Source organism: Nostoc mirabile CHAB5784 (genome assembly GCF_020829645.1).
In the GTDB taxonomy this organism is placed as follows: domain Bacteria; phylum Cyanobacteriota; class Cyanobacteriia; order Cyanobacteriales; family Nostocaceae; genus Nostoc; species Nostoc mirabile.
Genome location: NZ_JAIVFS010000085.1, coordinates 1 through 25,892 on the forward strand (window position 1 = coordinate 1; position 25,892 = coordinate 25,892).

Below are 25,892 nucleotides of genomic sequence, written 5' to 3' on the forward strand. Positions count from 1 at the left end.
CATCGCAGTACTGATCTACCACGGTGATCGTGGAGGTAGCCGTTCTTGAACCCAATTAAATACCCTTGCTAAGTTAAACTGTTAGTAATTAATTATACTCTCATGAGAGTAATAAAAGAGCGCTAATTATTATGATGGCATTGCCAAGTGCCTTAGCAGGGATCATCTGGATGCTATTTGTCACCCACACTACCCTAAGTGTTCCTTCCTTAATGGGTGCAATTATGAGTATAGGTGTAGCGACATCAAACAGTATTCTGATGATTACTTTTGCTAATGAGCAACGTGTAGAAGGGGAAAATGCTTATAAAGCAGCCCTAGCGGCGGGATATACAAGGTTACGTCCAGTGTTGATGACTGCCTTAGCTATGCTGATCGGTATGGTGCCAATGTCTCTCGGTCTGGGTGAAGGTGGTGAACAGAATGCACCTTTGGGTCGCGCTGTCATCGGTGGATTGTCAGCGGCAACAGTCGCTACTCTGATTTTTGTACCTGTTGTATACAGCATTATGCGCCGTCAACCACCTCGTCATATTGATGAGGATGATGACTTCTCAGATCCAAAGACAGCCTATTCGTTGTCGTCATCTCCAGGCAAGTAATGAGCAGTTTCCCGCCGGGCAGGCAGGCGGGAAAGAACAAAATTCTCAATTTCTGTAAAGTTAGATAATACGGGACAGTTTACCTATGAATTCTCAGCATCGTCCATCTCCTGATTCTGAACAACAAACGACTACTAGAAAACAAAGGCGCGGCATCGGTGGAATTGGTTGGGCTGTACTTGGTGTTGTTTTTTTTGGTAGCCTACTGGCCATAGGTATTCTGCCCCGGTTAGGCCAAAGGTCAGAATTACAAGCAGCCGTCAAGGAAGCAAGTACCGTACCCTCAGTCAACGTGATCACTCCCCATCGCGCTACTGGTGGTACCAAATTAGAATTACCTGGCAGTGTTGTAGCCCTGAATCAAACGACCATCTACGCTCGCAGTACTGGGTATTTACGGCAGTGGTATGCAGATATTGGCGATCGCGTCCGAACTGGTCAGTTGTTGGCAGAAATTGATTCACCAGACACCGATCAGCAAGTTCTGCAAGCAAATGCACAGTTAGTGCAAGCACAAGCCAATGTGTCTCAAAGTCGTGCTAATTTAGCTAAAGGTATTTCTGATTTGAAGCAAGCCCGCGCTAATCTATTGATAGCACGTCAAAGCTGGGAGCGTTGGCAAGTTCTTGTCAAGCAAGGTGCAGTAGCTCAACAAGATGCAGATACAAAATATGCTGCATATCAGGCTAATATTGCCAATGTTGAGGCAGCACAAAACACTGTTAGTTCTCAATCTGCAAGCGTCAAAGCAGCAGAAGCTAACGTCTACGCAAGTCAAGCAAACTTACAGCGTAATACAGTATTACAATCTTACAAGAAAGTTACTGCTCCCTTCACCGGAGTGATTACTGCACGTAACGTCAATACAGGTGTTTTAATTTCAGCCGGTAGTAGTAACACCAATAATACTAGTAGCATTAGTAGCAGTAACACCAACACCAGCAATACCAGCCTTTATACTATTGCTGCTTATGACAAGCTCACGGTGAATGTAAATGTTCCCCAGAGCTTATCACAGTCGCTTCAAACTGGTCAAACAGCACAAATTACAGTCAAAGAGTTACCACAACGAGTGTTTACAGGTAAAGTCGTGCGTACTAGCAACGCTATAGATCCAAATACTCGCACTTTACTGACACAATTAGAAGTGCAGAATTCAAACGCTACGTTGCGACCTGGGATGTATGCCACTGTTCAAATTGCCATTAACCGCACTAATCCTCCCTTTGTTGTGCCAAATAGTGCCTTAGTCGTTAATGCCAGAGGTACGCAGGTAGCAACTGTAACTAAAGACCAAACTGTACATTATCAAAAAGTTGCCGTTGGGCGAGATTATGGCACTGAAGTAGAAATTACATCAGGTTTAACAGGAAATGAATCGCTCATTGCCACTCCTACGGTTGATGACACAGAGGGGTTGCGCGTGCAGCCAGTTGCACAAGCGACTTCCAAGGAATAAATTACTCAACAAAAATCAAAACTCAACTTGTCAAAAATAATGAATATCATTATCAGGGAGGGGTAGCTATTGGCTGACAGGATCTCCTGAACTCAGATGCTGGAGATCCGTAGATAAATTTCCCGCTTAAATTGATTGAGCTACTTCCCTTGGGATAATACTTCATCTGCTGCTATTGAGTCAGCAGAACTTTTAACTGAAATCGTTTTTGCTAAAAGTTTATAAATCTGTGCGTGTCGGTGGACAAGTATTTATTCCTCTTTTGTCACTTTTTTGAGAAAATAATTAGAAATAAGCGACGAAACCAAGACTCTGAGCATGAAAGAGCCTCGTTCAGCTACGCCAACAATAAAATTTATAGATGAATATTGTCAGTGGTATAAAAACCTGTTTCCAGATGTTAGGAGTTTCGAGGCTTTTAAATACCTACCCTTCGGGAAGCCGCTTTGCGTCTACATATAGGCTGTATTTCTGATATAAAACGAAAAACATTACCTGCGATCGCTTGAACTGGAATTAGATAAAAGGCAATTTGACTGAGTAATGAGCGAACCGGGAGTGATAATTTGAGGATTGTCAAGTTGCTTCTCTACGAGACCGGAGGCGCTAAGCGTAAAGCCCTTCGGGCATGGCTTCGCTTACCGCGCAGCGTCTCTGAAAGAGAAGGCTTTACGCTCCAATTCGTAATTACTAATGACGCTATGCACAGTCGTTAACGTAATTCGTCACATTGCTCGAACTATGCGCGAACGTTTAATATCCCCGATTGGAGGCGCACCAAACAGACGGGAATATTCACGGCTGAACTGTGAGGCACTTTCATACCCCACCCGATAAGCAGCACTGGACGCATCGGAATCTTCAGTAAGCATCAGGCGACGCGCTTCTAATAGTCTTAACTGCTTTTGATATTGCAACGGACTCATTGAGGTGACTGCTTTGAAGTGGTAATGGAAAGAGGAAGCAGACATACTGGCGTGCTGAGCCAGATCCTCAACCCGCATCAGTTTTGTAAAATTAGCGTTAATGAGTTTGATGGCTTTAGCGATGCGCTGCATCGTGCTGCCCGATGTGGCAATTTGGCGAACTGCTTCGCCTTGTTCACCCATCAGAAGTCGATAGTAGATTTCGCGGACAATCATCGGTGCTAGGATCGGGATATCCTGTGGCGTATCCAAGAGCCGGGTTAGTCTGAGCGCGCAATCGAGCAATGGTGCATCAGCATTGCTGACGAATAAGCCTTTGACAGAGTTTTCTTTGTTACTAGCGATCGCCTTAGTCTCTGCGAGAATATCACACAGTTGGCGTAAATCTAATTTCAGTTTGAAGGCTAAATAGGGCTTTTCTGGAGTCGCCTCGACAACAAACGCGCTCAGTGGCAGATCGACTGAGATCACCAGATATTGAGCCACACCATAAGAATAGGTTTCTTCCCCTAACAATACTGTTTTTTCGCCTTGAACGATAATGACCAAGAGAGGTTCGCAGACTTGGTGTAGTGGTGTGGAGACAAAAGATGCTCGTCTAAATTCCAGCTTGTTGATCGCGGTTGGATGAGAACCATTCCCCTGACCATTGGTGTGCCGAGTGAGTAATGCTGCCAATTTTTCACACTCATTGTCGAGTGCACGGTGGTTAACGATCTCAATCGCCATGCTAGTTCTTCAACTCATTTGAGGATTGTCTCAATTAGCATAGCGCAACTTCATCAATTCATAAAATGTTGTTTGGAGGATTAGGCAATTAAAGGCGAGGTTTAGGCATTGAAAACCCTATTTATGGCTCATATTATGAACATATCTAACTACAAATTAAGTAGTGATATCACGCACAAGCGCTTTTTTAATGGCACTTATGACTCGATCCACAGTTTTCGGAAACTAATGACCTATAACCACTAGGATAACTACAAAAAGATGAAGATTCTACAACCAGCCCAGTCTGAGGTGATTGAGATGTTACACCAAACGTTAGCGACTGCTGTAGATTTGAAAACTTACATTAAACAGGTGCAATAGGTGCAATGGAATCAAGACATAAATTTTTACCAGCATCATGCAATTTTTGAGGAAATTGTTGCGCTTGTGGAAGAATACATTGACTTTTTTGCCGCCTCGCTTGTGGCGTTAAATAGGGTAGATGTGAAAACAGATTTCCTAAAAGCATCACCAAATGACCCTCCAGACACCATTCTCTGCATCAAAAATAAGATAACTGCTCTAGCAACTCGCCTAGAACCTTATGCCAAATTGCTACGTGAAGCAAACTACCGATCTAGGACTTAATACTAATGGTATTCGAGCAAAAGCAGGATACAGTCAGCAAGTTGGCGGCGACAAAACCAACGTTATCAGTCCTCGACACAATTGCTTTAATTGTTGAGCTAGTAATAGGTGCAGGTATATTTGAAACACCATCCCTAGTTGCCGCCAATGCCGGAAACGCGACTATGGTACTGCTATTTTGCGTACTGGGGGGCGCTATATCGTTAATTGGCTAACCTGCGCGATTCCCGCGACTACGAACCTAAATCACGTTGCTGAGAATATGGGTGCATTAAGAGGATCGCTACCCGATAATTCAATGCGTACCCGGATGGTGAAACACATGGAAAGCCTTCCCGGTTTTGACAAACTTCTCCAAACGCCCTGGTATCCTGGCAAGACGTTTAACGGGTTGGTTCGCCTGCGAAATCCACGTCCAATCGGTTGAGATGGTGAAATGTTTTTGGTGCAATATCTCAGCTTAAAGATATTCGAGTAATGGATTATGTATTATGCCGCCTAGATATCTGCTTTCCCTGTTTGTTTTGACCTTTTCGGTTAGTACGCTATGGTCGCCCGTACTCAGTCAAGCACAAAGCCAGCTACCGTATTGGACTAAAGCTACACCCGCAACGGTAGCTCGGCAAGAGCTTTATCCAGAAGTTTTGAACGGAAAAATTTATGTGGTCGGTGGCATACTCAACCCAGTCACCAAGTTCTCAGCTCATTTCGAGTCTTACGATCCTGTCAAGGACACATGGACAGTATTGAGACCACTACCTGAAGCACGCCATCACATCACGCTGTCGGCAGTGAAGGGTTTGCTCTACGGTGTTGGCGGTTTCACAGGAGGGCTTCCGAACTGGCGCGCCCAGCCTACAATGTTTATATACAATCCTGCCTCTAATACTTGGAGCAAAGGCACTGACCTACCAGTGGCTCGCGCTGAGGGCATATCCGCAGTAGTTGACGATAAAATATACCTGATTGGCGGGCGCGTTCGAGCTACTGAGGATGCTCGGCTTTTCAATGACCACATCGACAGCGTGCGAAACGAAGTATTTGATCCGACAACCAAGCGATGGACGACCCGTGCTAATGCACCGACAGCGCGAAACAGTGCAGCGTCGGCTGTAATTGATGGAAAGATCTACGTAGTCGGTGGTCGCAAGTTTTCCAAGAGTGCTGATGGCACTAACCGCCAGGTGAATGTGCCAAATCTTGAGGTTTACGATCCGAAGCTTGATCGTTGGGAGAGGCGATCGCCGATGCCTCAAGCCAGAGGTGGTCTGGCTGCAACCTCGCTGAACGGCAAGCTTTACGTTTTTGGCGGCGAACAGTGGGTTCCAGAGCAGAAAGTTTTTGCCGAAAGTTGGGTATACGACCCGAAAACCAATGGCTGGGAAGCATTGCCGTCCTTGCCAACCCCACGACACGGATTAGGGGCATCGGCTGTTGGTAACCGAATTTTTGTATTTGGTGGTGCAACCAAAACAGGTGGAAATGCAGCTACAGCGATCCACGAAGTGCTAGTGTTACCCACCAAGTGATACCGTTTCACTTTAAAGTTGATACATTTAGGCAAGCAGAGGAGCAGGGGAGCAGAGGAGCAGAGGAGAAATTATTTGTATCAGATTTTTCGTGAAATGGTATGAGCGCATCTTTCTTAATAAACTTAAGTCACAGTAGGAAGGCTAATACCGCTTTACTAGCGATCGCTGCATTGCTCTCTGAAGATAATCGATGGGTGAATGCTCAGAGAATTGAAATCTCTGGTGGGCAGTCTATCTAACCTTCGATCAACCATCATTGCAATCTATCGATCGGATGAGGTGCTTTTCTCAAAGCTGCGAAAGGATGAGGCAGGATTGCAAGCATCAATCTACTCGCGCTTCATGTCCAAAGCCTGCGACCAGAAGCTTGCTTTGACATTGTGACTGACTGCCGCCAAGGTGCGGTAAGAAAAGATTTTTTATCAATACTTATTATATCGGAGCTTAACGAGTGAACTTTAGATTCAGACGGCGGCGATTCAGTCAGTTGGTCATCATTAGTGCAGTCACAGGTGTATTTGGCGGGATTACGAAAAGAACAATCGCCCAAACTAGACGTGATTCTCCTCCGACTACACAGGGCGTGGAAACGAGTAAGATTAGGCTCCGAGTAAATGGCAAAGACTATCCACTACAGATCGAATCGCGTGTGACGTTGCTGGACACATTGCGCGATCGCATTGGTTTAACGGGCACCAAAAAAGGCTGTGGTCGCGGTCAATGTGGCGCTTGCACGGTATTAGTCAACGGACAGCGGATCAATTCCTGTTTGTCTCTAGCAGTCATGTACGACGATGCGGAAATTACCACGATCGAAGGATTGGCACGTGGAAATGAACTCCACCCCGTTCAAGCAGCATTCATCAAGCATGACGGATTTCAGTGCGGGTACTGTACACCGGGTCAAATTTGCTCGGCAGTCGGTGCGATCGCTGAAGCAAAAGCTGGTGCATCAAGTGCAGTCGCAGCAGATGTTAGAAAACAGGGACAGGTTGAATTGACGGATGCAGAAGTCCGAGAACGCATGAGTGGCAACATCTGTCGGTGCGGTGCCTATCCTGGCATTGTTGCGGCGGTCAAGGAAGCAAGTCAAGCGAACTCATAAGCGATCACATTCATCAATCTCGATCACAAGCAGCTGAAATCAAAAATTCTCATTCCCAACTCCCTCAACCTCAATGAAGCCATTTGCCTACCTCCGGGTCAACGAACCCAGTACTGCGATCCAAGCCGCCACCCGCGACCAAACGAAATTTATTGCGGGTGGGACAAACCTCCTCGATTTGATGCAGGAAGGAATTGAACAGCCTGACCGTCTCGTTGATATCACTCGAATAAAGCTGTCGCAAATTGAACCGATAACAAACGGTGTGCGAATTGGGGCATTGGCTAAAAACAGCGATACCGCCAACCATCCGTTGATCCGCACGCGCTATCCGCTCCTATCGCAAGCTCTACTTGCGGGAGCCTCGCCACAACTGCGAAACATGGCATCAGTCGGCGGCAATTTGCTACAAAGAACCCGCTGCTACTACTTCACCAACACCACGATGCCTTGCAATAAGCGTCAACCGGGTTCTGGGTGTGCTGCAATCGAAGGCTACAACCGCATCCATGCCATTTTAGGAACCAGCGACAATTGTATTGCAACTCATCCGTCCGATATGTGCGTAGCACTCGCAGCCCTTGAGGCGGTTGTACGAGTATCTGGAGCAAATGGCGATCGCACGATTCCCTTTTCGGAGTTTCATCGCTTACCGGGAGATACACCCCAAATCGAGACGGCACTGCAACCGGGCGAGTTGATTACGGCAGTGGATTTGCCCAATTCACCGTTTGCTGAACGATCGCATTACCTCAAAGTCAGAGATCGAACCTCCTATGCGTTTGCGATCGTTTCGGTAGCATCTGCCCTAGAGATTAACAATGGCACAATTCGCACGGCGCGAATGGCGTTGGGAGGTGTCGCACATAAACCTTGGCGATCAATAGAAGCAGAAAAGCTTCTGGTCGGGGCGAAGCCGAATGAGCAGACGTTTCAGGCGGCGGCGGAGGCAACTTTAAGAGGGGCAAAAGCTTACAAAGACAATGCTTTCAAGGTGGAATTAGCTAAACGGTCAATTGTGCGATCGCTCACCATAGCAACAGCGGGGACAGCAGTATGAATCAGGCGCAAAACAGCAATAACAACATTATTGGTAAACCCATTGATCGCGTTGATGGGTATCTCAAGGTCACAGGCGGCGCGCGCTACTCAGCGGAAATACCAACCGAGAACGTCGTACACGCCGTGTTATGCCAAAGCACGATCGCCCGTGGTCGGATCAGAAGCATTGATACCCAGGCGGCTGAACGTGCTCCCGGTGTGCTGGCTGTGATTACGCATTTAAATGCACCGCGTCTAGCGCAACTCACCTGGTTGCCTGCCGGTCAATCTTTACCCATCCTCCAAAAACCTGAAATACACTACTACGGTCAGAACATCGGGGTCGTAGTGGCGACCACACTGGAGCAAGCAGAGTACGCGGCTTCATTGGTGCGTGCGACCTACGACGAGCAAAAGCCTGCGGGCAGGATGGCACAAAGGCTGAATGAAGGGTTTTTGCCGCCGATGGGAGTAACCGGGGGGGGTGGCGGCCCGGTTGACTCGCGGCGCGGCGACGTAGCGCGTGGACTTGATGGTGCTGTGAGCATCGAGCAAACTTACACAACCCCGATCGAACACCACAATGCAATGGAGCCACACGCCACCATCGCACTCTGGAACGGTGACAACCTGACGGTCTACGATACAACGCAAAATGTTTCCGGTGTGCGGCAGGTTCTCGCTTCAGCGTTCGGAATGCGGCAGGAAAATGTGCGTGTGGTATCGCACTTTCTCGGTGGGGGCTTCGGCAGTAAGGGACTGAACTGGCCGCATACGACGATCGCAGCGATCGCGGCTCAACGAGTCAAGCGCCCGGTAAAACTGGTGCTACAACGTCCGCAGATGTTTACCTCGGCGGGACACCGCGCCCCAACGCTGCAACGGATTACTCTTGGCGCGACGCAAGCCGGGAAACTGACTGCGATCCGTCATGCAACGACATCACACACTTCAATGTTTGATGATTTTGTCGAATCGTCCGGCTTGATGACTCGAATAATGTATTCGTGCCCAAATGTTGAAGTTTCGCACCGCCTGGTACGTGCAAATGTTGGAACACCCACATTCATGCGGGCACCCGGTGAATCTTCAGGGTCGTTCGCACTTGAATCCGCGATTGATGAACTCGCCTACGAACTGAAGCTAGACCCGATCGAGTTCCGCAACCGCAACTACGCCGAGCGTGACGAACATGAAAACCATCCGTGGTCAAGCAAGTCTCTGCGCGAAGCATATCGGCTTGGGGCTGAACGCTTTGGGTGGGCGCGTCGTAATCCGGTTCCAAGATCGATGCGCGATGGACGTTACCTGATTGGTTACGGCGTGGCATCGGCAACCTATCCAGCAAACTACCGTCCAGCCTCGGCACGGGCAATCTTTTTCGCGGATGGACGCGCTCTCGTGCAGACTGCCACACACGACCTCGGCACGGGCACATACACCATCATGACGCAGATCGCCGCCGAAACCCTTGGTTTGCCCGTTGATCGGGTGCGGTTTGAACTGGGCGATACTCGTCTTCCCTTCTCACCCGGCGCAGGAGGTTCTACTTCGGCAACCAGTGCTGGATCGGCGGTACAGGCAGCAGCCCGAACCCTCAGAACCCGTCTAATTGAAATGGCGTTGAGAGATGAAAACTCTCCACTCAATGGGCTTAACCCTAGCGCAGTCACCGTCGAGTCCGGACGCATCTTCGCCCGTGAAAACCCGTCGCGGGGCGAAACCTATGTGCAGGTTCTCGCACGTCTGGGCGAGAAGGTTGTTGAGGTTGTGGCTAGCGTGCAACCGGGAAGTGAGCGTGCAACACCGGGCGCTCCAGCTAGGGCTAATCAACGACCTGGTACTGAGCAAGATCGGGGCGCTCAAGCCGAAGAAAGTCAGAGCGGGGTCTACTCTTTCCATTCGTTCGGCGCGCACTTCTGTGAAGTGCGTGTTGACCCCGATTTAGGAATGGTGCGAGTGGCGCGTGTCCTCGGTTGTTATGGTGTCGGTCGCGTCCTCAATTTGAAGACGGCTACGAGCCAAATGCACGGCGGGATCACCTGGGGCATTAGTATGGCACTCCAGGAGGAGACGCATCTGGATGCTCGCTCCGGGGGCTACATCAACGCCAACCTCGGCGAGTATCATGTACCCGTCAACGCTGATGTTCCGGTGATCGAGACGTACTTTGTTGAGGAAGATGACCCCTACGTCAGTCCCATTGGCGCGAAAGGCATCGGTGAAATTGGGATTGTCGGGGTTGCAGCTGCGATCGCGAATGCCGTCTTTCACGCGACTGGAAAGCGGGTTCGCGATCTGCCAATCACACTGGATAAATTAATTTAAAATGAATAGCGAAATTCAATCGATTCTCAATGCCTTTGAGCAAAGCCAGCATCAGGGCAAATTCACTTTTCTCGCAACCGTGGTTGGCACTCAAGGCTCAACCTATCGTCGTCCCGGTGCGCGACTCTTGATCACTGAAGATGGAGAAACCATTGGCTTGGTGAGTGGTGGCTGTCTCGAACGCGATTTATTTGAACACACTCAACAACGAATGCCAGATAATCAAGCCAAGATCGTGACTTATGACCACACGGCGACTGAAGATATTTTGTGGGGCTTTGGACTCGGCTGCACCGGCACGGTGCAAGTCTTGGTTGAGCGGTTGAATCCACCGAACGATCCGCTTACGTTTATCGCTCAGTGTTGGTGCGATCGCAGTCCTGGTGTTCTAGTCAGCATCATTCAAGCTGAAGACACTGCTACTCAGTTAGGAGCTTATCTCACGCTAACTTCGCATTCAATTCGTATGCTGGGCGAAACGGAGCCAGCGTTAATCAAGGCAATGATTCCTGATGCTCAAGCCGTTTTACAGGATCAGCAATCTGTCGTGAAGCAATACGAGCTTGCAACTCAACCCGTTAAAGTCTTGCTCGAATACATTCAGCCGCCGATTCCCTTGATAATTTTTGGAGCGGGTCAAGATGCCGTTCCGATCGCTGAGTTTGCCAAAGCTTTAGATTGGCATGTATCGGTTGTAGACTGTCGCGCCAATCCACTCAGTCACGAGCGATTTGCGACTAGCGATCAAGTAATTCTCACTCGACGAGAAAGGCTCGATTGTCTCGCTATCCAGCCTGGAACAGTCGCCGTGATTGTGACTCATAATTACTACGACGATCTAGAAGCTCTTAGAGTATTACTTCCTGCTTCTATTCGCTACATTGGCTTACTCGGCTCAAAACAGCGCACAAAACGATTGCTCCAGGAATTGCAGCAAGATGCATCTTACACTGATGTCCAACTCGCAAAACTCTATGCACCAGTTGGACTAGATATTGGTGCTGAAACACCAGCCGCGATCGCGCTTTCGATCATGGCAGAAATTCAAGCCGTCTTGAGCGATCGCTCAGGCACTTCTCTAAAATATCGTAACGCATCGATTCATGGAACCTACCCAGATCGGCTTACTTCTCCTCGCGGCTGGAGCTTCGAGGAGAATGGGAACGCCCAAGCAGCTACTGCCCATTCAAGGACGTAGCTTGTTGCGTCATCTCGCAGCAATTAGCATCGCGTCACTGTGCAATCCGGTGATTGTAGTATTAGGCGCATCTGTACATCAAACCCGCCCTGAAATTGAAGATTTGCCGCTGCAAGTTGTTGAGAATCAGCATTGGCAATCAGGTATGGGAACCTCGATCAGTGCAGGTCTAGCCGCGTTATTAGAACAGAAACCTGCTTTGAACGCAGTGCTAATTCTAGTGTGTGACCAACCCTTTGTTTCAACAGCCCTAATCAATCAGCTAGTAGTAGCCTACCAGTCCACAGACTATCAGATTGTAGCAACGACCTATTTAGAAACAGTTGGCGTTCCAGCGTTATTCAGCGATCGCTATTTCTCCGAACTCTTGAGCCTCAATTCAGATACCGGAGCAAGACAAATTATTCAACAACATCTGAACGAAACTTACACCCTTGCTTTTCCCAAAGGTGCGATCGATTTGGATACTCCAGACCAGTACCAAGCGTTTCTTGACAATGAAGCGGTTGGGGAATAACTTGAGGTTGAAAGCGAATTGGGCAAAGGTAGCACTTTTACAGTTCAATTACCTTTGGATGTTGCTTCACTAAAGAGCGTAGGCGTAGCCCGCCGTAGGCATCGCTCTTTAGTGAAATTGATGTATCGCAATTTACGTAGTTCTAAATAAAATTTTTTACCTACTACCATACTCTAAATAATTAAAAAGGTTATCCGATTAACTTACCAATTTCATTTAATTTCTGTGACAATATTTCTTGTAAAGATTGAAGTTGTTCACGACTAGCATTAGCTAAAGTCATCTCAGATAATCCACTACTGATTTTTTGAATAATTACTTTTATTTCTTTTGATTCCGATTGTTCTGATTTTAAATACTTAGCTTTAATACTCTTAATTAAATCGTCTGTCTCAGGTACAGCTAAACTTTCTTTTGATAAGAAGATAAACCAAATTTTAAGAATAGTATAAATTAGCTTTTGCAAGGTTAATAATATATTAATTAAATGTACTAAAATATTATTAACACTAGTTTAAGCAAGCTACATGAAATTTATTACTAATTTATAAATCAACAAATGTTGGTTAAATATTGAAATTTTGTTGATTGGCTTTTTAAGTTAGAGATTACATAATATAAGCAACCTATGTAAAAAAAAGTAGTCAGGGATCATTGAATAGTGAGTATTTATTGGCTTCCTCATATAGCTAATTTTCAGGGCAAGTATATGAGCATTTTAGAATTGATATAGGCATAAGGTTTTTGCATAAGTATACTTATGATTATGGCTCTCCTAGACTAGTTATAGAAAATTAATACTTGATATTAAGTTAAGTCCTTACATAGTAGGGGATTCAAGAATCAGAAAGCATATTTTTATTAAATCTTTGATTCTATTTTAGCGAAACCTAGTTATATCAGATGTTTTAGGTGTTTTTTAGTATTAAATTATCAAACGAAGTCTAGGAAAGCTATGATTATTTACTCTGGCAGGATTGATGGAGGGAACAGTCATTTTAAGTGGTTTGCTGGGAACCTGTATAATCAACTATTTTTATCCGTTAAATGTTACTTTTATCGAATAGTCGCCACTTCTTATAAATGAATTATTTTCTTCAATATGAGGTTTAAAAATTTCGATTTACATCAACAAAGTGTATTTGCTTTGTAGAGGATTATTATGTCTAAAAACAGAACCAGTAAGGGTGAAAAACTCATGTCTAATGATAATACAACCAATAGGAATATTTTGCTAAACACTGATAATAAACCTCAAAAGCGGTTAATAATTGTCACAGGTGATAAAGGTGGTGTGGGAAAAAGCACCTTTGCACGAGCGCTATTTCAACTGTACATTAATAAAAATTTACCCTGTGTTACTTATGAAGCTGACTTAAGAAATCCTCAGTTAGAAAGGTATTTTAAGAAAGACTATCGACCCATAATACGTTATATTGATATTTTCCATAGAGGTGGTGCAGACGATTTATTAATTAATTTAGACGAAAGTGATTGTCCTATTACGTTATTAGACTTACCCGCACAATCTGGAGGATTCTTTGAAAGTTATGTAAAAGAACTTTCATTTTTTGAAGTGCTTAAAACCGATATTAATTGTCGAGTTACAATGATTTCGGTGATTAGTAGAGTTCTTGACTCAATAAATGTTTTAGAAAAACTGCGTGAACTTTGTAAAGATCAAGTAGATTATATTGTTGTCAAGAACTTGTTTCATGGTGAAGAAGAAAAATTTGAGCGTTATAATGACGCTTCTCTACGTCAAAATATGGTTGCAAAAGGTCTGGTAGAACTTGTAATGCCAGATTTATTCTATAAGTCTTACGACTTTATTGACCGCCATGCTCTTACGTTTAATGAAGGTCAGACTCATAAAGGAACAAATATTGTGATTAAGTCAAGAATTAAATCTTGGCTTGCTGAGTTTGAAACGCAAATTAAGCCAGCATTTAATTTATTGGGCTTTGATATACAACCAGATGATTGTTACTATCCAGCAGTTGTGGAAAAATCTAAAGAGCTTAGAGAAAATGAAGAGAGAGAAAAAGCTAAAAATCAAGATTCAAATTTACAATCTCAAAATATAGCTGCTTAATTAAATAAGTTGCTTGGTTTATTATGTTTAAAAAGCGTTTTGTTATTACATCAGGTGATGCTCGTGTGGGTAAGTCCACAACTTCTAGACTCTTGCTAGAGTTGTACTTGAAGAATAAATTCAATGTCCGTGTTTTCTACCACGGGTATCGTAACAAGCTATCGATGTATCAAACAAAAGGCTTTGATATAAATCATTTAGGATTCTCCAGGGGTGATTCTGATAGGTTATTACTCGACTTAGAGATGTTTCCAAAGATTGATATGGTTTTGACGGATATGCCAGGTCAAAACCTCCGAGAATTTAAGTTTTTTGATAAAGATGTTTTACTGATAGAAAATCTTAACTGTCTGGGATATCGTGTTACTTTCTTGCACCCAATATCACATCGTAAAGATTGTGTTGAAGAATATCTTCAGGATTTGTATCAGCATTTTGGTAGTCAGGTTGACTATATTATTGTCAAAAATTATTACTTTAGCAAGCAATTTCGATACTATGAAGGTAGTCAATTCCAAGCTGATATTAAAAAAATCAACGGCTTGGAACTAGTTTTAGGTGGGTTACATAATGACTTTTACCAGTTGCTTGAAGATACTGATTTACCTTATGCTCAACTGATTGAAACTAACTCTCCTCTTAATACTATTCAACGTTCAATAGTATTCAACTGGATGGAGAATTTTCATAACTCTATTGTTTCTAATGGAATAGCTTCTAATTATCTAGGGTTGAGTATGAACTGTGCAGAATTAGCTTCTGTAGGTGCAAATAAACAAAGTCCTTCCAATCTTGATATAACTGAAGATGTTGAATCTGAGAAATGGTAATTATTTGCTTTACCAAATTGAAAGTGAGACTTTAAAATGACTGTTTAAAAACAACCTATGACTAATATTGCAAAAGTTGTTGAAAAAGTTGTTGCAGAATATTCTGAAGAAAAAAAAGCAGAGGTTACTGATTGGATACTTAAATTGGGTATTCGGCCTGACGACCCCTTGTTTAACTTATACGCGGAACTGGGAACAACTCAGTTTGCGTTGCAGCAGCTACCAGGTAGGCTTGACTCGCTTGTGGTGGGTTGGACTGATATGGTAGACGATAAGCTTAATAGTGCTTCTAAGGTGGCAATACAACAACAAAAGAGTGCGATCGCAGAAGCAGCAAAGGAGCTGGTTAAAATGACTAAACAAGCTGGTGGAGCCTTACCTCACTTGAGCATAAGTAATTGGCGATTGGCACAAGTGGCGGGGGTATTGGGTTTTGTACTGGCTTTAGGGACTGCAATTGGTGTTTTTACATACAAGACCATCGTTGGAAGTGTAACTTTTCAGCCGGCGGCTTCTGGATCTGCCATCTTACAATCTGAAGATAAAAAGCTTCTAGATTGGGCTAAATCCAATGAAGGTAAAATAGCGCGTAGTATTTATATGAAAAACGCCGCCATCATTAAAACTTGCCGCCAGCAGAAGAAGTATTCAGGTGGCTGCATAATTGCAGTTGATTAATTTTCTAGGCAACCCAGCCATTGTATCCCTTATTACTCGTTTTAGCTGTATCTTTTTGACTTTTTTGGTTGGTTTTGACTCTTGTGTGGGTTTCTTGAGTAACTTCTTCTTCGATTTTCATGTCTGTAAAGCTGAGGATTCCCAGGCGGATTGCTTCGCGGATAGCGTTTAACCTATCTTTGACTCCTAGCTTGATAAATGAATTATGTAGATATGACCTTACTGTACCTTCGGAAACATACATTACATTGGCAATTTCATGATTTTTCATACCTCCGGCAGCTAATTTAAGAACTGTGATTTCTTTATTAGAGAAATCACTTAACAAATCTAGTGCATTTCTATTGGGTGTGTCATTTGACCTGAGACTATCGATCAGAATACGATTAATAGTTGGGTCAATCCATGATTCGTTATTGTACGCAGCCATTACTGCTTCAACGAATCTTTCTCCTACTTCTTCTCTAAGGCTATTTTTACAGTAGTAGCAGTCTGCGCCATTACTAATTGCTGCGTTAATGGTATCTCGGCTGCTATTTGCAGTCATAACCACAATTTTAATTGATGCGTGTTTGGATTTGATTGCACTTATTACATCAATGCCATCGATATCCGGTAAATCAATATTTATAATTACGATATCTGGCTTTTGTTTGTCAACAATTTCTATTCCTTGTTTTCCGTATTTGGCAACGCTACAGACTTGGATTTCACCAGTTTCAGATAATATTGTTGCAGCGCCAATCCTAGATATGTTCTCATTTTCAATGATGACAACATTAATAGGTTTCATATTATATGCTTTTTTGGGTTGGTATTGGTATTGTCCCTGATAACAATACTTATAACACTTAGTTTTTTAGATTTTTTAATCTTTACAGTTACTATAAATTAATTAGCTTATTTAAAAACTTTTCTAATATTGGTAAAAACTTTACAAAGTGATTGGGGGGGTTTGTGTCAATACGGTTCGGATAAGGTTTTTTGATGACAGACCCTAGATCACAAAGACGCGATAAATCGCCGTCTTTACAATAATCAGTCCTTTGTAGAGACGGCGATTTATCGCGTCTCTTGCCTTAACCGAACCGTATTGGGGTTTGTATAGTTTTTATTAACCAATCTATTTACTAGATGATTTTATTTATAAGTCCTGGTTTTAATAGTTATCAGCAAATTTATGTAGGAATAGATAATTTTTTATGAAAGGCGATAAAGTTTTAGGATGGATAGACAATATTGTTGTTTGGTCTTTGATGGGGATGTTATGTTTAGTCGGGTTAGGCAGATTGCCTATTAACCCGACGAGTTTGTTTGACTTTACTGCGTCTTTTTACTATTTTGCTGTTGCGGTTGTTATTTGTCCCAAGACTCCACTGAGTTTTAATAAAAAGCTGATTTTTGGATTTATAGCTTTTATGTATGGCGTGTGGTTTGGGTTGATTTAATCTAGCTCTTTAGCAGAATCCTGGTTTTTGAATTGTTTTTGACTCTGTTCGCGGCGTGCTTGTTGCTCATTGAACAGAGTCTTGAAACGTTCAAATTCCTCTTTGGTGAGATTATTAATGGTGATAGAGTACTCTTCTGAGTTATTGTCATGAGATGCCAAGAGTGCTTCTCGACTTTGTTCAGAATCAGGCAAATTTCTATCAAGGCTAAGAGTTTGCGAATCTTCTTCTAATTTTAGACTTGCAGTATATTCTTCACTTTTATAAATGATACCTTGTGTCTCTTTATCTGATTTTCCAAATATATCTAAGCGATCTAAAATTACAGGAATAACAAACTGTCTAATTTGAGAATCGGCGGTAAGAAATTGTACTCTATCTTCTGGACTCTCTTCTACTGGGTTGCCATTATTGTCGTCATTTTTATTTGTGGGGTTTTTTAGAACCTCTGGTTCAATTGTAGTTCGTGTAAACTGGCTTGCTTCGGCTTGTGAAGATGACTCTTGATTAACTTGATTAACAAAAGTGATAGGTTTAATTTCTGTAGAGTTTACTTTTACTTCATCTTGCACTACTTCACTGATTCTGTTAATTTCCGAATTCAACCTTAGCACAGCCTCTTTTGTTTCCTCAGCAGTTGGAGGCTTTTTTGCAGATTCTTCAAATTTATCATCAGGGATGTTAAGCTGTTTGATCAATTCTCTGAGGAGACTGGCTTGCATCGCTGGAGTTAAACCTTCTACTGGAAGTTCGATTAGTTCTTTCATACTAAAATTACCTCTCCACTAAATCTTTTTTGACATCTTTGAATGCATTCTTGATGTGGAAATTCATGAGTTGAAAATCTTGTAATGTTTCATCACTGATGTTACTTACTTGGGTTTTTCCTTCTTTGACATATAATAATATGTTATCAGTTTTATCTTTAACTAAGTAAGTTTGGTCTTGAGTCTTAGTAGCAATTTGGTATTTTTCTGTTTGTACTGACATAATGCCATTGATATCTTCCTGTCCAATGATTTTAACTAAATTTTGGGCAAGACTGGTCATTTCATTAATTTTTTCTAGCTCCTTAATATCTCGCTCCATTGCCTTAAAAGCGTTCTCAAGACTGATATTTTGTTTGATATACAAATCAGTTACCTTATGAATTTTATTGAGATATGTTTCTGATTTACCGAGCTTTTCAGCTGCTACATACCAGTCTTGAAGATTTTGCACTGTATTAGCTTTCATCCGCTCGATAATGTTATCCATCGCTCCAACCTGCTGTATTCTGGGTTGAGAAGGTGATGCGAGTGCTTGATCAATATTTGGTTGTTGGCTTTGTTGTGGAGGGAAAATGCTCTTGTCTTTAGCAATAAACGAGTTATGTAATACTTGTGTATTGGAAGAAATAGTGTTGGTACTAATTTTGATATTTTCTACAGAATTAAATACAGCGTATCCTTGGGAAGTTTGTTCTACCTTGTACCCTTTTTCTTGAAGATAATTTTGAACTAATTGGTCAGTCCCTTGTGCGTTTCCGACTATGAAAGAGCTTTTCGCTTCTATTGCCTTATTAAGTAACGGTTTGTAGTGATTTTCAAAAGTTTGGGTAATTCGCTCGCTTGTCACTCCGCGCCACGGGCCAGACCCGGATACCATAATAATGTCGTCTTTTGAGTAATTTCCAGTGTTGGCGCGTTCTCCCCATGCTTGCTCGTAATTCCGAGTGCTTGAAGGTGTTTCGGGGGGCGCAGTTGATTTACCGATAAACTGGGTAGCTATTTGGGCCATCGCAATGTCTTTTTTCATATGTTCAGCGACGGCAGCGTTTATGGGTTCGAGTTGCGATAGTGGATTTGTTAGTGGCTGATCAGTCTGTTCGGACTTTTCCTGGTAGGTTTTTACTGTAGTTTGTTGTGACTTTTCAACTACATTGGTGTATGCCTCACTGAGGGCTTGAATAAATGCGGATTCTTTACCCTTACTCTCCCATTGTTTGTCCTGAGCCTTAGTTATATTGGTGAGGCGATGCGTTATGGAGCCTATGCTGTGAGCGGGTTGCCCGATTTCAGACGATTGGTGTGGGGTTACTCCCATTGTCGCAACTGCTGTACAGTTCTCCAACCAATCGACTCCTTTGCGTTTGGCGATCGCCTCAGTTAGCCGGGGGTGTTGTTCGAGTTTAGCCTGAAGTACTTCTACCATTAGCTTGTATTCATCAGCTGATGGATGCAACTGCTTTTGGTGATTAAATGCGTGTTCAGCGGATGCGTATGCTATTCCTTCAGGTTTTTGGACATGGGTTTCTACTCCATACTGTCCGGTGGGGGCCTCTGGATTATTATTGACTGAAACTTGGTAATCGTTTTGTAGCTTGCCTTGTTCTTTTGCAAGTGCAGTGGCTAGGCTGAGTGCTACTCCAAGTCCATCTTTGGAGTCGGAGCTGATATTTACCGGGGTGAGAGCTTGTTTTTGGATGGTTGGGAACGCAACAATTTTGCCATTGACGTAATCCCCTAGCGGTTCCATGAATAAGCCATATACCTGACTCTTACTCGCCTGGGTTTGGGTAAGTTCTTTCGGTGAATGCTTTTCCCATTTCGCCCAGGCTTGCTGGTAACTTGGATCTTGAATCATTTCGGAGGTAATTTTGTACTGCTTACCCACTCGGAAAGCAACTTGCTCGCCGTTTTTACCAAGGGCGATCGCAATATCTTCCTCTTTGACACCATAAGTTTTTTGGTAGTCTACACCTCTGGTGGTGTGTATCCTACCGTGTCCGCGCATGGCATCGATAGTTGTATCAACTGGTACTGTAGAAGGTTCGCCGTGCAAATGCAGCGAATAAACCATTGGTACTGGTTTTCCAGATATAGTCGGGTTGTCTGGAATCTGAGGGTTAGCAGTGCGTGCCGCAGTAGAATTCCCGATGGCGATAATTTCTTCGACAGTTGGTTGGTTTGAGGAGTGTGAAGGTATGTTTCCGGTGGCTTCTCTAAGGCTGGTATAACTGCGTTCTACTTTAATTTCTCCCCCAGGTGTCCATTCGTTAGTTTTGATGGTAAGGTCGCCGTTGCTTTGGACTACCGCACGAGGAGGTTGGTTTGAGACGAGGAAGTTTTCAAATTTCTGGCGAACGCTGTTTTCTCTGCCCAGATCATTTTTAATTGACCAAATGTTGATAGACCATCTGCCAGCTTCAGTATTAAGTGCAGCGTGTTCATTCTTGCAGTTGAAGCGGGTTACTGTACCTGACTCAAGTTTAAACTCCTGGTATGGTGCGTCCTTGTTCTCCTCCCTGGTCCATGCCATTCGTTCCTTAGCAGCGCGATACCCCCAATCAGAATTTCCGATATGAATGCTGCGGGCCTCCGTCGCGGCGTAGGAGTCATCGCGGTGGTAGTTGATGCCAGCGCCGGGGTTTTCGGAATAAGTGACCAGCACAATATCTGCATCAGGATATACTTGTTTGACAAGTTCCATTAACTTGTCGTCCTGTACCCCTGGCTTGAAAGCTTTATCTTTCAAATCCCATTTTGCACCGACCCATGCAACTTGTCTCAGTAGTGCATAGTTAGATTTATCGTTTTCAAGTATGGGTTTGAGGTGGGTTTCAAGATGCGATCGCAGCTGTTCTACTTTCTCCTCACTTACCTTACCCAATATTTCGATAGCTTTAGTTTGATCCGCTTGGCGCGAGTTGGGTAGTAATATTGCTTGATTATTAGCTTCTGATTGTCTACCTGTTAATACTTGTATCTCAACCGCGTTTTGATAAACTTGTGAAATTGCTGCAACTGTGGCGTTAGTATTTGATTGAATGTTAATTGTATTGTTTTCTGGTACAACTTTCGCTGGAATAATTGGTACTGGAGAATCTTCTTGATTGAGTTCTCTGGGGCGGTTAGGTAGTGTTTTTAGCGCTTGTTTGTATTCACTATCTTCTGAGATTTGGTTTAATTGTAAAAGACTACCTTCAGTTGTAACTTTTTGATTTAACTCTACACTAAGCTGTTCGTAGCGGTCAAATCCTTCAATTACACTGATATTAATTGGTTCTCCAAGTAAACTATTTAATTCTTCGTTTATTTCTTCAAGAATTTCATTTTTATTAAAAATAAATGTAGCTGTGTTACTCTCAATAAAATAATAGTTTTCAGTAGATTTTGATTCTAGCCAAGTGGCTACAGCGATCGCGTCTTGTGCGGGAACTACTAATCCAAGAGCTTGTTTAGTTTCTACCTGCGATCCATCTGGGGAACTATATTGTTGATTTGGGTTATAAAAATATACAGTTTGTTCTGGAATAATTGGAGTGGGTTGTGACGGTGTATCCGCGCTCTTAATATGACCACCAGCACGGTCAACAAATGTTTGTTTTAATTCGTCACTGATGGTACTTTCATCAAGTACAAATACAGTCATGCCTTTTTTAGCTTCTAACCGAGCTTGTGATATAGGAAGCTGTTCGTATAATACTCCTACTTTTTCTAGATAATTTGTGGTTTTTTCGGCTTTATTTTCATCAACTGCTAATCCTAAAAGCCCTACTAATTTTTGTTCTTTATCTTGGAACATGATTGTAGGACGTTCGTTAATTTTACCGAGTATTTGGTTACGTTTTTCTTGCTGCCCATTTCTAACAGGCTGCTCATTACTTATAAGCTGACTGCGCTTAACCCATTTGTCGGGATACTTGACTGTTTCTGGATTAATAGTTACTTTACAGGTACTTTCATTACTGGTAATTTGTACAGGAATAGTAGTTCGTTGTTGGTTTAGGCGAATAATACCTATATCAATTAATTTTTGTACAGTACTACTTTCTTTCCTTTGCCACTGTTTTTGTACATTCCCTTTGTTCAATTCAGCTTCAAGACGTTCAGTATGTTGGCCAATAATGCCGAGGGATTGGTCGCCAATTTTAGCGATGTAAACGTGCTTTTTATCAAATGCTCTAACTAAAGTTTCTTGAAATGCTTGGTTGATAATCTCCTGTTTTTTATACTTTGGATTTGTAACATTAATTCGTAATAAATTTCCCTGAGATGTCTCTGCTATAGCATAGGCATTTTGTCCAGTGATGATAGTTTGAATTCTAAGCTGTAACTGTTGCCCATTCCCAGGCTTTTCTGCTAGCCAACCTTGGGTAATACCCTCTTTGATTGATTCCTTATCAATATTGCCTAGTTTCTCAGGTTTATTACCATTTTGAAGATAAATACTATAGTCTTCCCGAATCAGGTCAACCTTTTCAATTGTTAACAGTACAGGTTCATTATTAAACCTTTGGGAATTTCCAAACTTATTAACTTCGCCTACTTTGAAAGTGAGTTCTGGTAGTCCGGGTACTTTGGTTGTAACAGAGGTGGTGTATACTTCACCTTTTTCAATACTGGCAATAGTAGTAGTACCAATTGGTAATCGGGCGTTACTTTGTTCAATATTTCCAAATGTTTCGTAAGTACCCTCTTGATTCTGTATTTCAATTACACTTTTTCCATCTTCAGCTAGATTAAATCGAATACTTTGAGAGCGATTTTCATTAAATAGTTCACTATTACAGTCGAAACCAGTGATACTAAACTCGTTAAATCTGAGTGTGTCTAACTGACTGATAATCTCATGAGGAAAGGCAGCAAAGGCGAAATTAGAAACTTTGTTCTGGCGGTCGCTACTTTTATCATTACTACTTTCACGAGTAGTTGATACTGCCCAAGTGGCAGCTGCCATTGCTAGCTTTTGGTCTTCTGGAATTGAATTATAAAATTCTTCTGCTACCTGGTAAGCATTTTGGTAAAGAAGTTTAATTTGACCTTCGCTTAGTTCAGCCTGGAACACTATTTTATTAGATGTTACTTCCTGTCCAAGCGTAATTCCTATCTCTTCGAGTTTATTTTCTTGCTCCTTTGCAAGTGTTCCTAATGCTCTAAACTTAGGTTTACCGTTCTCAGTTTCATCGTTAATTTGAGCATAAACTAGATATTTATGTGGACGGTTACTATTGCGTTTGTCTTCAGATATTTCTGATAGCTTTATTGTAATTTTATTAGCTTTCCAAATAAATTCATTATCATACTGTAGAAGATTAGTTACACTTACTTGACTATTAGTAGCAAGGGTAATATTTACAGATGGCCCCTTTTCAGCCTCTTTTTGTCTGGATAACTCACTTGCTCGGTTGAATGATTTGTCAAATTCTTTCTTGACAATAGTAGCTCTTAATCGCTGTTCGTTAGAAAATTCGACCCCTTTAAATAAAGCTTGAAATTGGACAATTTCACGCGATTCGAGGCGAGCTTTTTCAAAATACTGATTGGTTTGAGCAATTAGTAATTCAACAGGCGAGTATCCCGTCGGTTGAATTGTATTGTCAACATAGACATCTTTCTTCTTATCTTTGACGTAGTTGACTTCCCGGTGGAGAATCCGACTGTTATTGCGGATAATTTCCATTTCAGGTTTTTTGGCACTCTTGAAGAGGTCAACTGCAATTTGATTTTGAAATGCTGCCTCGGCAATCATTTCGCGGTATATCTTGATATTAGTATTCATTGCCACCAGTGCATTGACCTGGTTTAGGAGTTCTTGCCGAACTATTCGGACAAATTCTTCCATATGACCGCGATATCTGGTCGGAATCTCCTTCCCCTCAATACCCTTGGATTTTGCCCACACTTCTGTTTTAAATAAATCTTCGTAGTGTTTGGCTACCTGCTGTACGTACTCAAGTTGGTCTTTTTCACTACCAAAATTTTTCAGGATAGTAATTTCTGACTCTAAAGCCTCGATTGAGGTAAGGTGATTGTTGATAACACCCACACTAATGCCATCGCTCATGTGGATGGCGATTTCCTCAAATTCTGGCTGACTGCCATCTTCTTGGTAGAAAGATTGTTTTTTGAGTTTAACAGTTGGGTTGTAGGCGTTTTCAGGCAGGTTCCGCTCCTTTGCCTCAGTAGTAAGGTTTGGATACTTGCTTGCCCGCTCGAAGCCGATACAATCACCATCGTAGTCGCGTGCCTGACGCTCTTGTTCTGACTCTTGAGGAAGAATTTCTAGCTCATAACCAGCTGACTTTAGTTCTGAAATATACTCATTAAATTTGTAGGTAAACTCGATTTTATCTCTAGTTTCGAGCTTACTGATATTTTGGTCTAAGTAATTTGTAATACCTTCTAACTGAAGATTTTTTCCTTGAGCTTCTGGCAGGATAGATTTAATTTGCTCGTTTAGACGGTTGTAAATGCGATCGCTTGCTTCGTCCGAGACAGCGATCGCACCTGCTAGAGGTTGACCATCAGGCCCAAGGATGTCTTCTACAATTTTGTTAGTTGAGACGCACAGACCATTTGAGTTGAGGAAAGGGGAGCGAAAGTTGAGAACTTCTTCTTTATCTTGATATTGTGGAATGCAGATTTCCTCATTTTGCAGGTCTTTGGAGGGAATGACCATTGCTCGCTCAAAGGTGAGTGTCTTGCCAATGGCGATTTCTTTCCACTCGTTTTGAACGAACCGGGCGAGTTCGCGCTGTACTTTCTCAGTTTCGAGAAGTTGATTCTCTCCTTGCAGGTCAGCTTTGATGAGTTTATAGATAAACGAGTCAGTAGCTATGCGATCGCCTACGGCGGGCGCTCCCGCGCCATCGCGCAAAGTTTCTAACTCTTCTGCTACTGTTGGATCTTCTGCTGCTTGTTCTTCTAGTGTGGTTGCTTGTTCTTCAAGAAAGGCTTTCCGCTTCTCGTACTTTTCGCAGTAAAGTTGTGCAAGTTGTCGAGGGTCATCCTGTGCTTCCTTAAGCTTTTTGGCTTCAAGTTCTAGCTGTTCGGTAAAGTCTTTCAGTCCGTTAGGGAAAGAGGCAAGTAATTGGGATATTGCCGTTTTACCGAGTTCAGATTGTGATTTTTCACCTAGCCAGATATTTTGCCTGTACAATCCAGGTTGAATTTGAGGCTTGGTTGGCCCATTAGGGTTGTCTTTATCAGTTCCCTTGAACGCAGATAAGGGAAGAATTAAGTCAATTTTAGTTGGGTTGTTTGGGTCTTGATAATTAAGAATTTGGTCAAGGTTCGCAGGTCGTAAAGTACCTTTGCCAAAGCGGTATTTGTTATCATCTCCGTTTTGGTCAGTCCAACCGAAGCGGTGCTGGATTACTCGATATTTATCACCTTTTTGATGCTTGGTTAATTCGTGATATAAGTCTGTAGATATTTGCCCGTAACAGTCTCCCGTTAGCCGACATGCTTGATCATTGCTAATAACGCCGCCATTTTCACCATTACTATCATCGACAATTAAAACATTTAACTCTTTATTGACAGCATTTTTACATGAACCAAGGAAGATAGACCCGTAAGCACCTCTATCTTTGTTATCTGGACATAATTGTCTAATTGTATGTAGATATTCTTCTGGCCCATATAACAACCGGGTTTTTGATGATAATAATAATTTGTGACCTTCAGGATGATTAATTAATTGTTCCGCAGTAGACTTTTCGTCCATATGCCCGAACGAAAAGTTAACACTAGGAAAGAAATGTTCTATTAAGGTATTATTAAGTTCTTCTTTTAACTGTGAATCGGGATTATTTGTATTACCATCTGTATGAATCCACTGATTTAATCTAGTGTCAAAATGTTTAGCTTGAATTGTCATATATTAACAATTAAACTTCTAAAATTAGATATAAATTTTTACTTTTTGGTACGAAAATACCCGTAGAGTTTAATTTTACTTTCTCTATATCGGTAATCTATTCAACAAATTTCTAATTTCTGCTTGCA

The 25,892-nt window shown here is 42.6% G+C and carries 20 protein-coding genes and 2 pseudogenes; 17 read left to right on the top strand and 5 right to left on the bottom strand.

What is annotated here, in order from left to right; translation table 11 throughout:
• Window positions 1-110 precede the first annotated feature (110 nt).
• From LC653_RS33675 to LC653_RS33685, 3 genes and pseudogenes are all read left to right on the top strand, one after another.
• A pseudogene (locus LC653_RS33675) lies at window positions 111-602 on the top strand (efflux RND transporter permease subunit); the annotation flags it as partial.
• An 85-nt stretch (window positions 603-687) separates the two neighbouring features.
• Complete coding sequence (locus LC653_RS33680) at window positions 688-2,061, top strand: efflux RND transporter periplasmic adaptor subunit (protein WP_229499083.1); 1,374 nt, start codon at window positions 688-690, stop codon at window positions 2,059-2,061.
• A 318-nt stretch (window positions 2,062-2,379) separates the two neighbouring features.
• Window positions 2,380-2,567: pseudogene (locus LC653_RS33685) on the top strand (hypothetical protein); the annotation flags it as partial.
• 219 nt (window positions 2,568-2,786) lie between these two features.
• On the opposite strand, the gene LC653_RS33690 reads toward LC653_RS33685, so the two are convergent.
• Window positions 2,787-3,716, bottom strand: coding sequence for an AraC family transcriptional regulator (locus LC653_RS33690; RefSeq protein ID WP_229499085.1), 930 nt, complete (start codon window positions 3,714-3,716; stop codon window positions 2,787-2,789).
• Window positions 3,717-4,079: 363 nt separating this feature from the next.
• Between LC653_RS33690 and LC653_RS33695 the strand changes: the two genes are divergently transcribed.
• The 10 genes from LC653_RS33695 to LC653_RS33740 all read left to right on the top strand — a co-directional run bounded on the left by LC653_RS33695 (window position 4,080) and on the right by LC653_RS33740 (window position 12,067).
• Window positions 4,080-4,346, top strand: coding sequence for a ferritin family protein (locus tag LC653_RS33695; RefSeq protein WP_229499087.1), 267 nt, complete (start codon window positions 4,080-4,082; stop codon window positions 4,344-4,346).
• A 5-nt stretch (window positions 4,347-4,351) separates the two neighbouring features.
• On the top strand, window positions 4,352-4,561 hold the full coding sequence (locus LC653_RS33700; protein ID WP_229499089.1) for a hypothetical protein: 210 nt from the start codon (window positions 4,352-4,354) through the stop codon (window positions 4,559-4,561).
• A 47-nt stretch (window positions 4,562-4,608) separates the two neighbouring features.
• Window positions 4,609-4,773: a hypothetical protein gene (locus LC653_RS33705; RefSeq protein ID WP_229499091.1), complete on the top strand. Its 165-nt coding sequence runs from the start codon at window positions 4,609-4,611 to the stop codon at window positions 4,771-4,773.
• A 64-nt stretch (window positions 4,774-4,837) separates the two neighbouring features.
• Window positions 4,838-5,875, top strand: coding sequence for a Kelch repeat-containing protein (locus LC653_RS33710; RefSeq protein ID WP_229499092.1), 1,038 nt, complete (start codon window positions 4,838-4,840; stop codon window positions 5,873-5,875).
• A 101-nt stretch (window positions 5,876-5,976) separates the two neighbouring features.
• Complete coding sequence (locus tag LC653_RS33715) at window positions 5,977-6,117, top strand: hypothetical protein (RefSeq protein ID WP_229499093.1); 141 nt, start codon at window positions 5,977-5,979, stop codon at window positions 6,115-6,117.
• Window positions 6,118-6,329: 212 nt separating this feature from the next.
• Window positions 6,330-6,983 carry a 2Fe-2S iron-sulfur cluster-binding protein gene (locus LC653_RS33720; RefSeq protein WP_229499094.1) on the top strand — a complete coding sequence of 218 codons (654 nt, stop codon included), beginning with the start codon at window positions 6,330-6,332 and terminating at the stop codon, window positions 6,981-6,983.
• Between the two features lie 73 nt (window positions 6,984-7,056).
• A complete protein-coding gene (locus tag LC653_RS33725) occupies window positions 7,057-8,043 on the top strand; it encodes an FAD binding domain-containing protein (RefSeq protein ID WP_229499095.1) in 987 nt (328 codons plus the stop codon).
• Window positions 8,040-10,352 carry a xanthine dehydrogenase family protein molybdopterin-binding subunit gene (locus tag LC653_RS33730; protein WP_229499096.1) on the top strand — a complete coding sequence of 771 codons (2,313 nt, stop codon included), beginning with the start codon at window positions 8,040-8,042 and terminating at the stop codon, window positions 10,350-10,352. Before LC653_RS33725 ends, LC653_RS33730 begins: the two co-directional genes overlap by 4 nt.
• 1 nt (window position 10,353) lies before the next feature.
• Window positions 10,354-11,550: an XdhC family protein gene (locus LC653_RS33735; protein ID WP_229499097.1), complete on the top strand. Its 1,197-nt coding sequence runs from the start codon at window positions 10,354-10,356 to the stop codon at window positions 11,548-11,550.
• Window positions 11,510-12,067, top strand: coding sequence for a nucleotidyltransferase family protein (locus tag LC653_RS33740; protein WP_229499099.1), 558 nt, complete (start codon window positions 11,510-11,512; stop codon window positions 12,065-12,067). Before LC653_RS33735 ends, LC653_RS33740 begins: the two co-directional genes overlap by 41 nt.
• A gap of 190 nt (window positions 12,068-12,257) precedes the next feature.
• Here LC653_RS33740 and LC653_RS33745 read toward each other — a convergent pair whose 3' ends face one another.
• Window positions 12,258-12,533, bottom strand: coding sequence for a hypothetical protein (locus LC653_RS33745; protein WP_229499101.1), 276 nt, complete (start codon window positions 12,531-12,533; stop codon window positions 12,258-12,260).
• Between the two features lie 696 nt (window positions 12,534-13,229).
• On the opposite strand from LC653_RS33745, the gene LC653_RS33750 reads away from it, so the two are divergent.
• Genes LC653_RS33750 through LC653_RS33760 form a run of 3 tightly spaced genes read left to right on the top strand, consistent with a single transcriptional unit; the run spans window position 13,230 to window position 15,670 of the window.
• Complete coding sequence (locus LC653_RS33750) at window positions 13,230-14,162, top strand: P-loop NTPase family protein (protein ID WP_229499103.1); 933 nt, start codon at window positions 13,230-13,232, stop codon at window positions 14,160-14,162.
• Between the two features lie 23 nt (window positions 14,163-14,185).
• Window positions 14,186-14,992, top strand: coding sequence for a hypothetical protein (locus LC653_RS33755; RefSeq protein ID WP_229499105.1), 807 nt, complete (start codon window positions 14,186-14,188; stop codon window positions 14,990-14,992).
• Between the two features lie 57 nt (window positions 14,993-15,049).
• Window positions 15,050-15,670 carry a DUF6753 family protein gene (locus LC653_RS33760; RefSeq protein WP_229499106.1) on the top strand — a complete coding sequence of 207 codons (621 nt, stop codon included), beginning with the start codon at window positions 15,050-15,052 and terminating at the stop codon, window positions 15,668-15,670.
• Window positions 15,671-15,674: 4 nt separating this feature from the next.
• Here the strand turns inward: LC653_RS33760 and LC653_RS33765 are convergent, their stop codons facing one another.
• Window positions 15,675-16,463 carry a response regulator gene (locus LC653_RS33765; RefSeq protein WP_229499107.1) on the bottom strand — a complete coding sequence of 263 codons (789 nt, stop codon included), beginning with the start codon at window positions 16,461-16,463 and terminating at the stop codon, window positions 15,675-15,677.
• A gap of 409 nt (window positions 16,464-16,872) precedes the next feature.
• Here LC653_RS33765 and LC653_RS33770 point away from each other — a divergent pair, with 409 nt between their 5' ends.
• Window positions 16,873-17,118 (top strand): hypothetical protein, encoded by a 246-nt coding sequence (locus LC653_RS33770; protein WP_229499108.1) that lies wholly within the window; start codon window positions 16,873-16,875, stop codon window positions 17,116-17,118.
• On the opposite strand, the gene LC653_RS33775 is transcribed toward LC653_RS33770, so the two are convergent.
• Both LC653_RS33775 and LC653_RS33780 read right to left on the bottom strand, forming a co-directional pair.
• Window positions 17,115-17,885: a hypothetical protein gene (locus LC653_RS33775; protein ID WP_229499109.1), complete on the bottom strand. Its 771-nt coding sequence runs from the start codon at window positions 17,883-17,885 to the stop codon at window positions 17,115-17,117. The genes LC653_RS33770 and LC653_RS33775 overlap by 4 nt on opposite strands.
• A gap of 7 nt (window positions 17,886-17,892) precedes the next feature.
• Window positions 17,893-25,764 (bottom strand): hypothetical protein, encoded by a 7,872-nt coding sequence (locus LC653_RS33780; RefSeq protein ID WP_229499110.1) that lies wholly within the window; start codon window positions 25,762-25,764, stop codon window positions 17,893-17,895.
• Window positions 25,765-25,892: the final 128 nt, after the last annotated feature.

Excerpts from the sequence above, each read along its gene's own strand:
- LC653_RS33680 (WP_229499083.1), top strand. The coding sequence starts at position 688 with ATGAATTCTCAGCATCGTCCATCTCCTGATTCTGAACAACAAACGACT.
- LC653_RS33690 (WP_229499085.1), bottom strand. The coding sequence starts at position 3,716 with ATGGCGATTGAGATCGTTAACCACCGTGCACTCGACAATGAGTGTGAA.
- LC653_RS33700 (WP_229499089.1), top strand. The coding sequence starts at position 4,352 with ATGGTATTCGAGCAAAAGCAGGATACAGTCAGCAAGTTGGCGGCGACA.
- LC653_RS33705 (WP_229499091.1), top strand. The coding sequence starts at position 4,609 with ATGGGTGCATTAAGAGGATCGCTACCCGATAATTCAATGCGTACCCGG.
- LC653_RS33710 (WP_229499092.1), top strand. The coding sequence starts at position 4,838 with ATGCCGCCTAGATATCTGCTTTCCCTGTTTGTTTTGACCTTTTCGGTT.
- LC653_RS33715 (WP_229499093.1), top strand. The coding sequence starts at position 5,977 with ATGAGCGCATCTTTCTTAATAAACTTAAGTCACAGTAGGAAGGCTAAT.
- LC653_RS33725 (WP_229499095.1), top strand. The coding sequence starts at position 7,057 with ATGAAGCCATTTGCCTACCTCCGGGTCAACGAACCCAGTACTGCGATC.
- LC653_RS33730 (WP_229499096.1), top strand. The coding sequence starts at position 8,040 with ATGAATCAGGCGCAAAACAGCAATAACAACATTATTGGTAAACCCATT.
- LC653_RS33735 (WP_229499097.1), top strand. The coding sequence starts at position 10,354 with ATGAATAGCGAAATTCAATCGATTCTCAATGCCTTTGAGCAAAGCCAG.
- LC653_RS33740 (WP_229499099.1), top strand. The coding sequence starts at position 11,510 with ATGGGAACGCCCAAGCAGCTACTGCCCATTCAAGGACGTAGCTTGTTG.
- LC653_RS33750 (WP_229499103.1), top strand. The coding sequence starts at position 13,230 with ATGTCTAAAAACAGAACCAGTAAGGGTGAAAAACTCATGTCTAATGAT.
- LC653_RS33755 (WP_229499105.1), top strand. The coding sequence starts at position 14,186 with ATGTTTAAAAAGCGTTTTGTTATTACATCAGGTGATGCTCGTGTGGGT.
- LC653_RS33760 (WP_229499106.1), top strand. The coding sequence starts at position 15,050 with ATGACTAATATTGCAAAAGTTGTTGAAAAAGTTGTTGCAGAATATTCT.
- LC653_RS33765 (WP_229499107.1), bottom strand. The coding sequence starts at position 16,463 with ATGAAACCTATTAATGTTGTCATCATTGAAAATGAGAACATATCTAGG.
- LC653_RS33770 (WP_229499108.1), top strand. The coding sequence starts at position 16,873 with ATGAAAGGCGATAAAGTTTTAGGATGGATAGACAATATTGTTGTTTGG.
- LC653_RS33775 (WP_229499109.1), bottom strand. The coding sequence starts at position 17,885 with ATGAAAGAACTAATCGAACTTCCAGTAGAAGGTTTAACTCCAGCGATG.
- LC653_RS33780 (WP_229499110.1), bottom strand. The coding sequence starts at position 25,764 with ATGACAATTCAAGCTAAACATTTTGACACTAGATTAAATCAGTGGATT.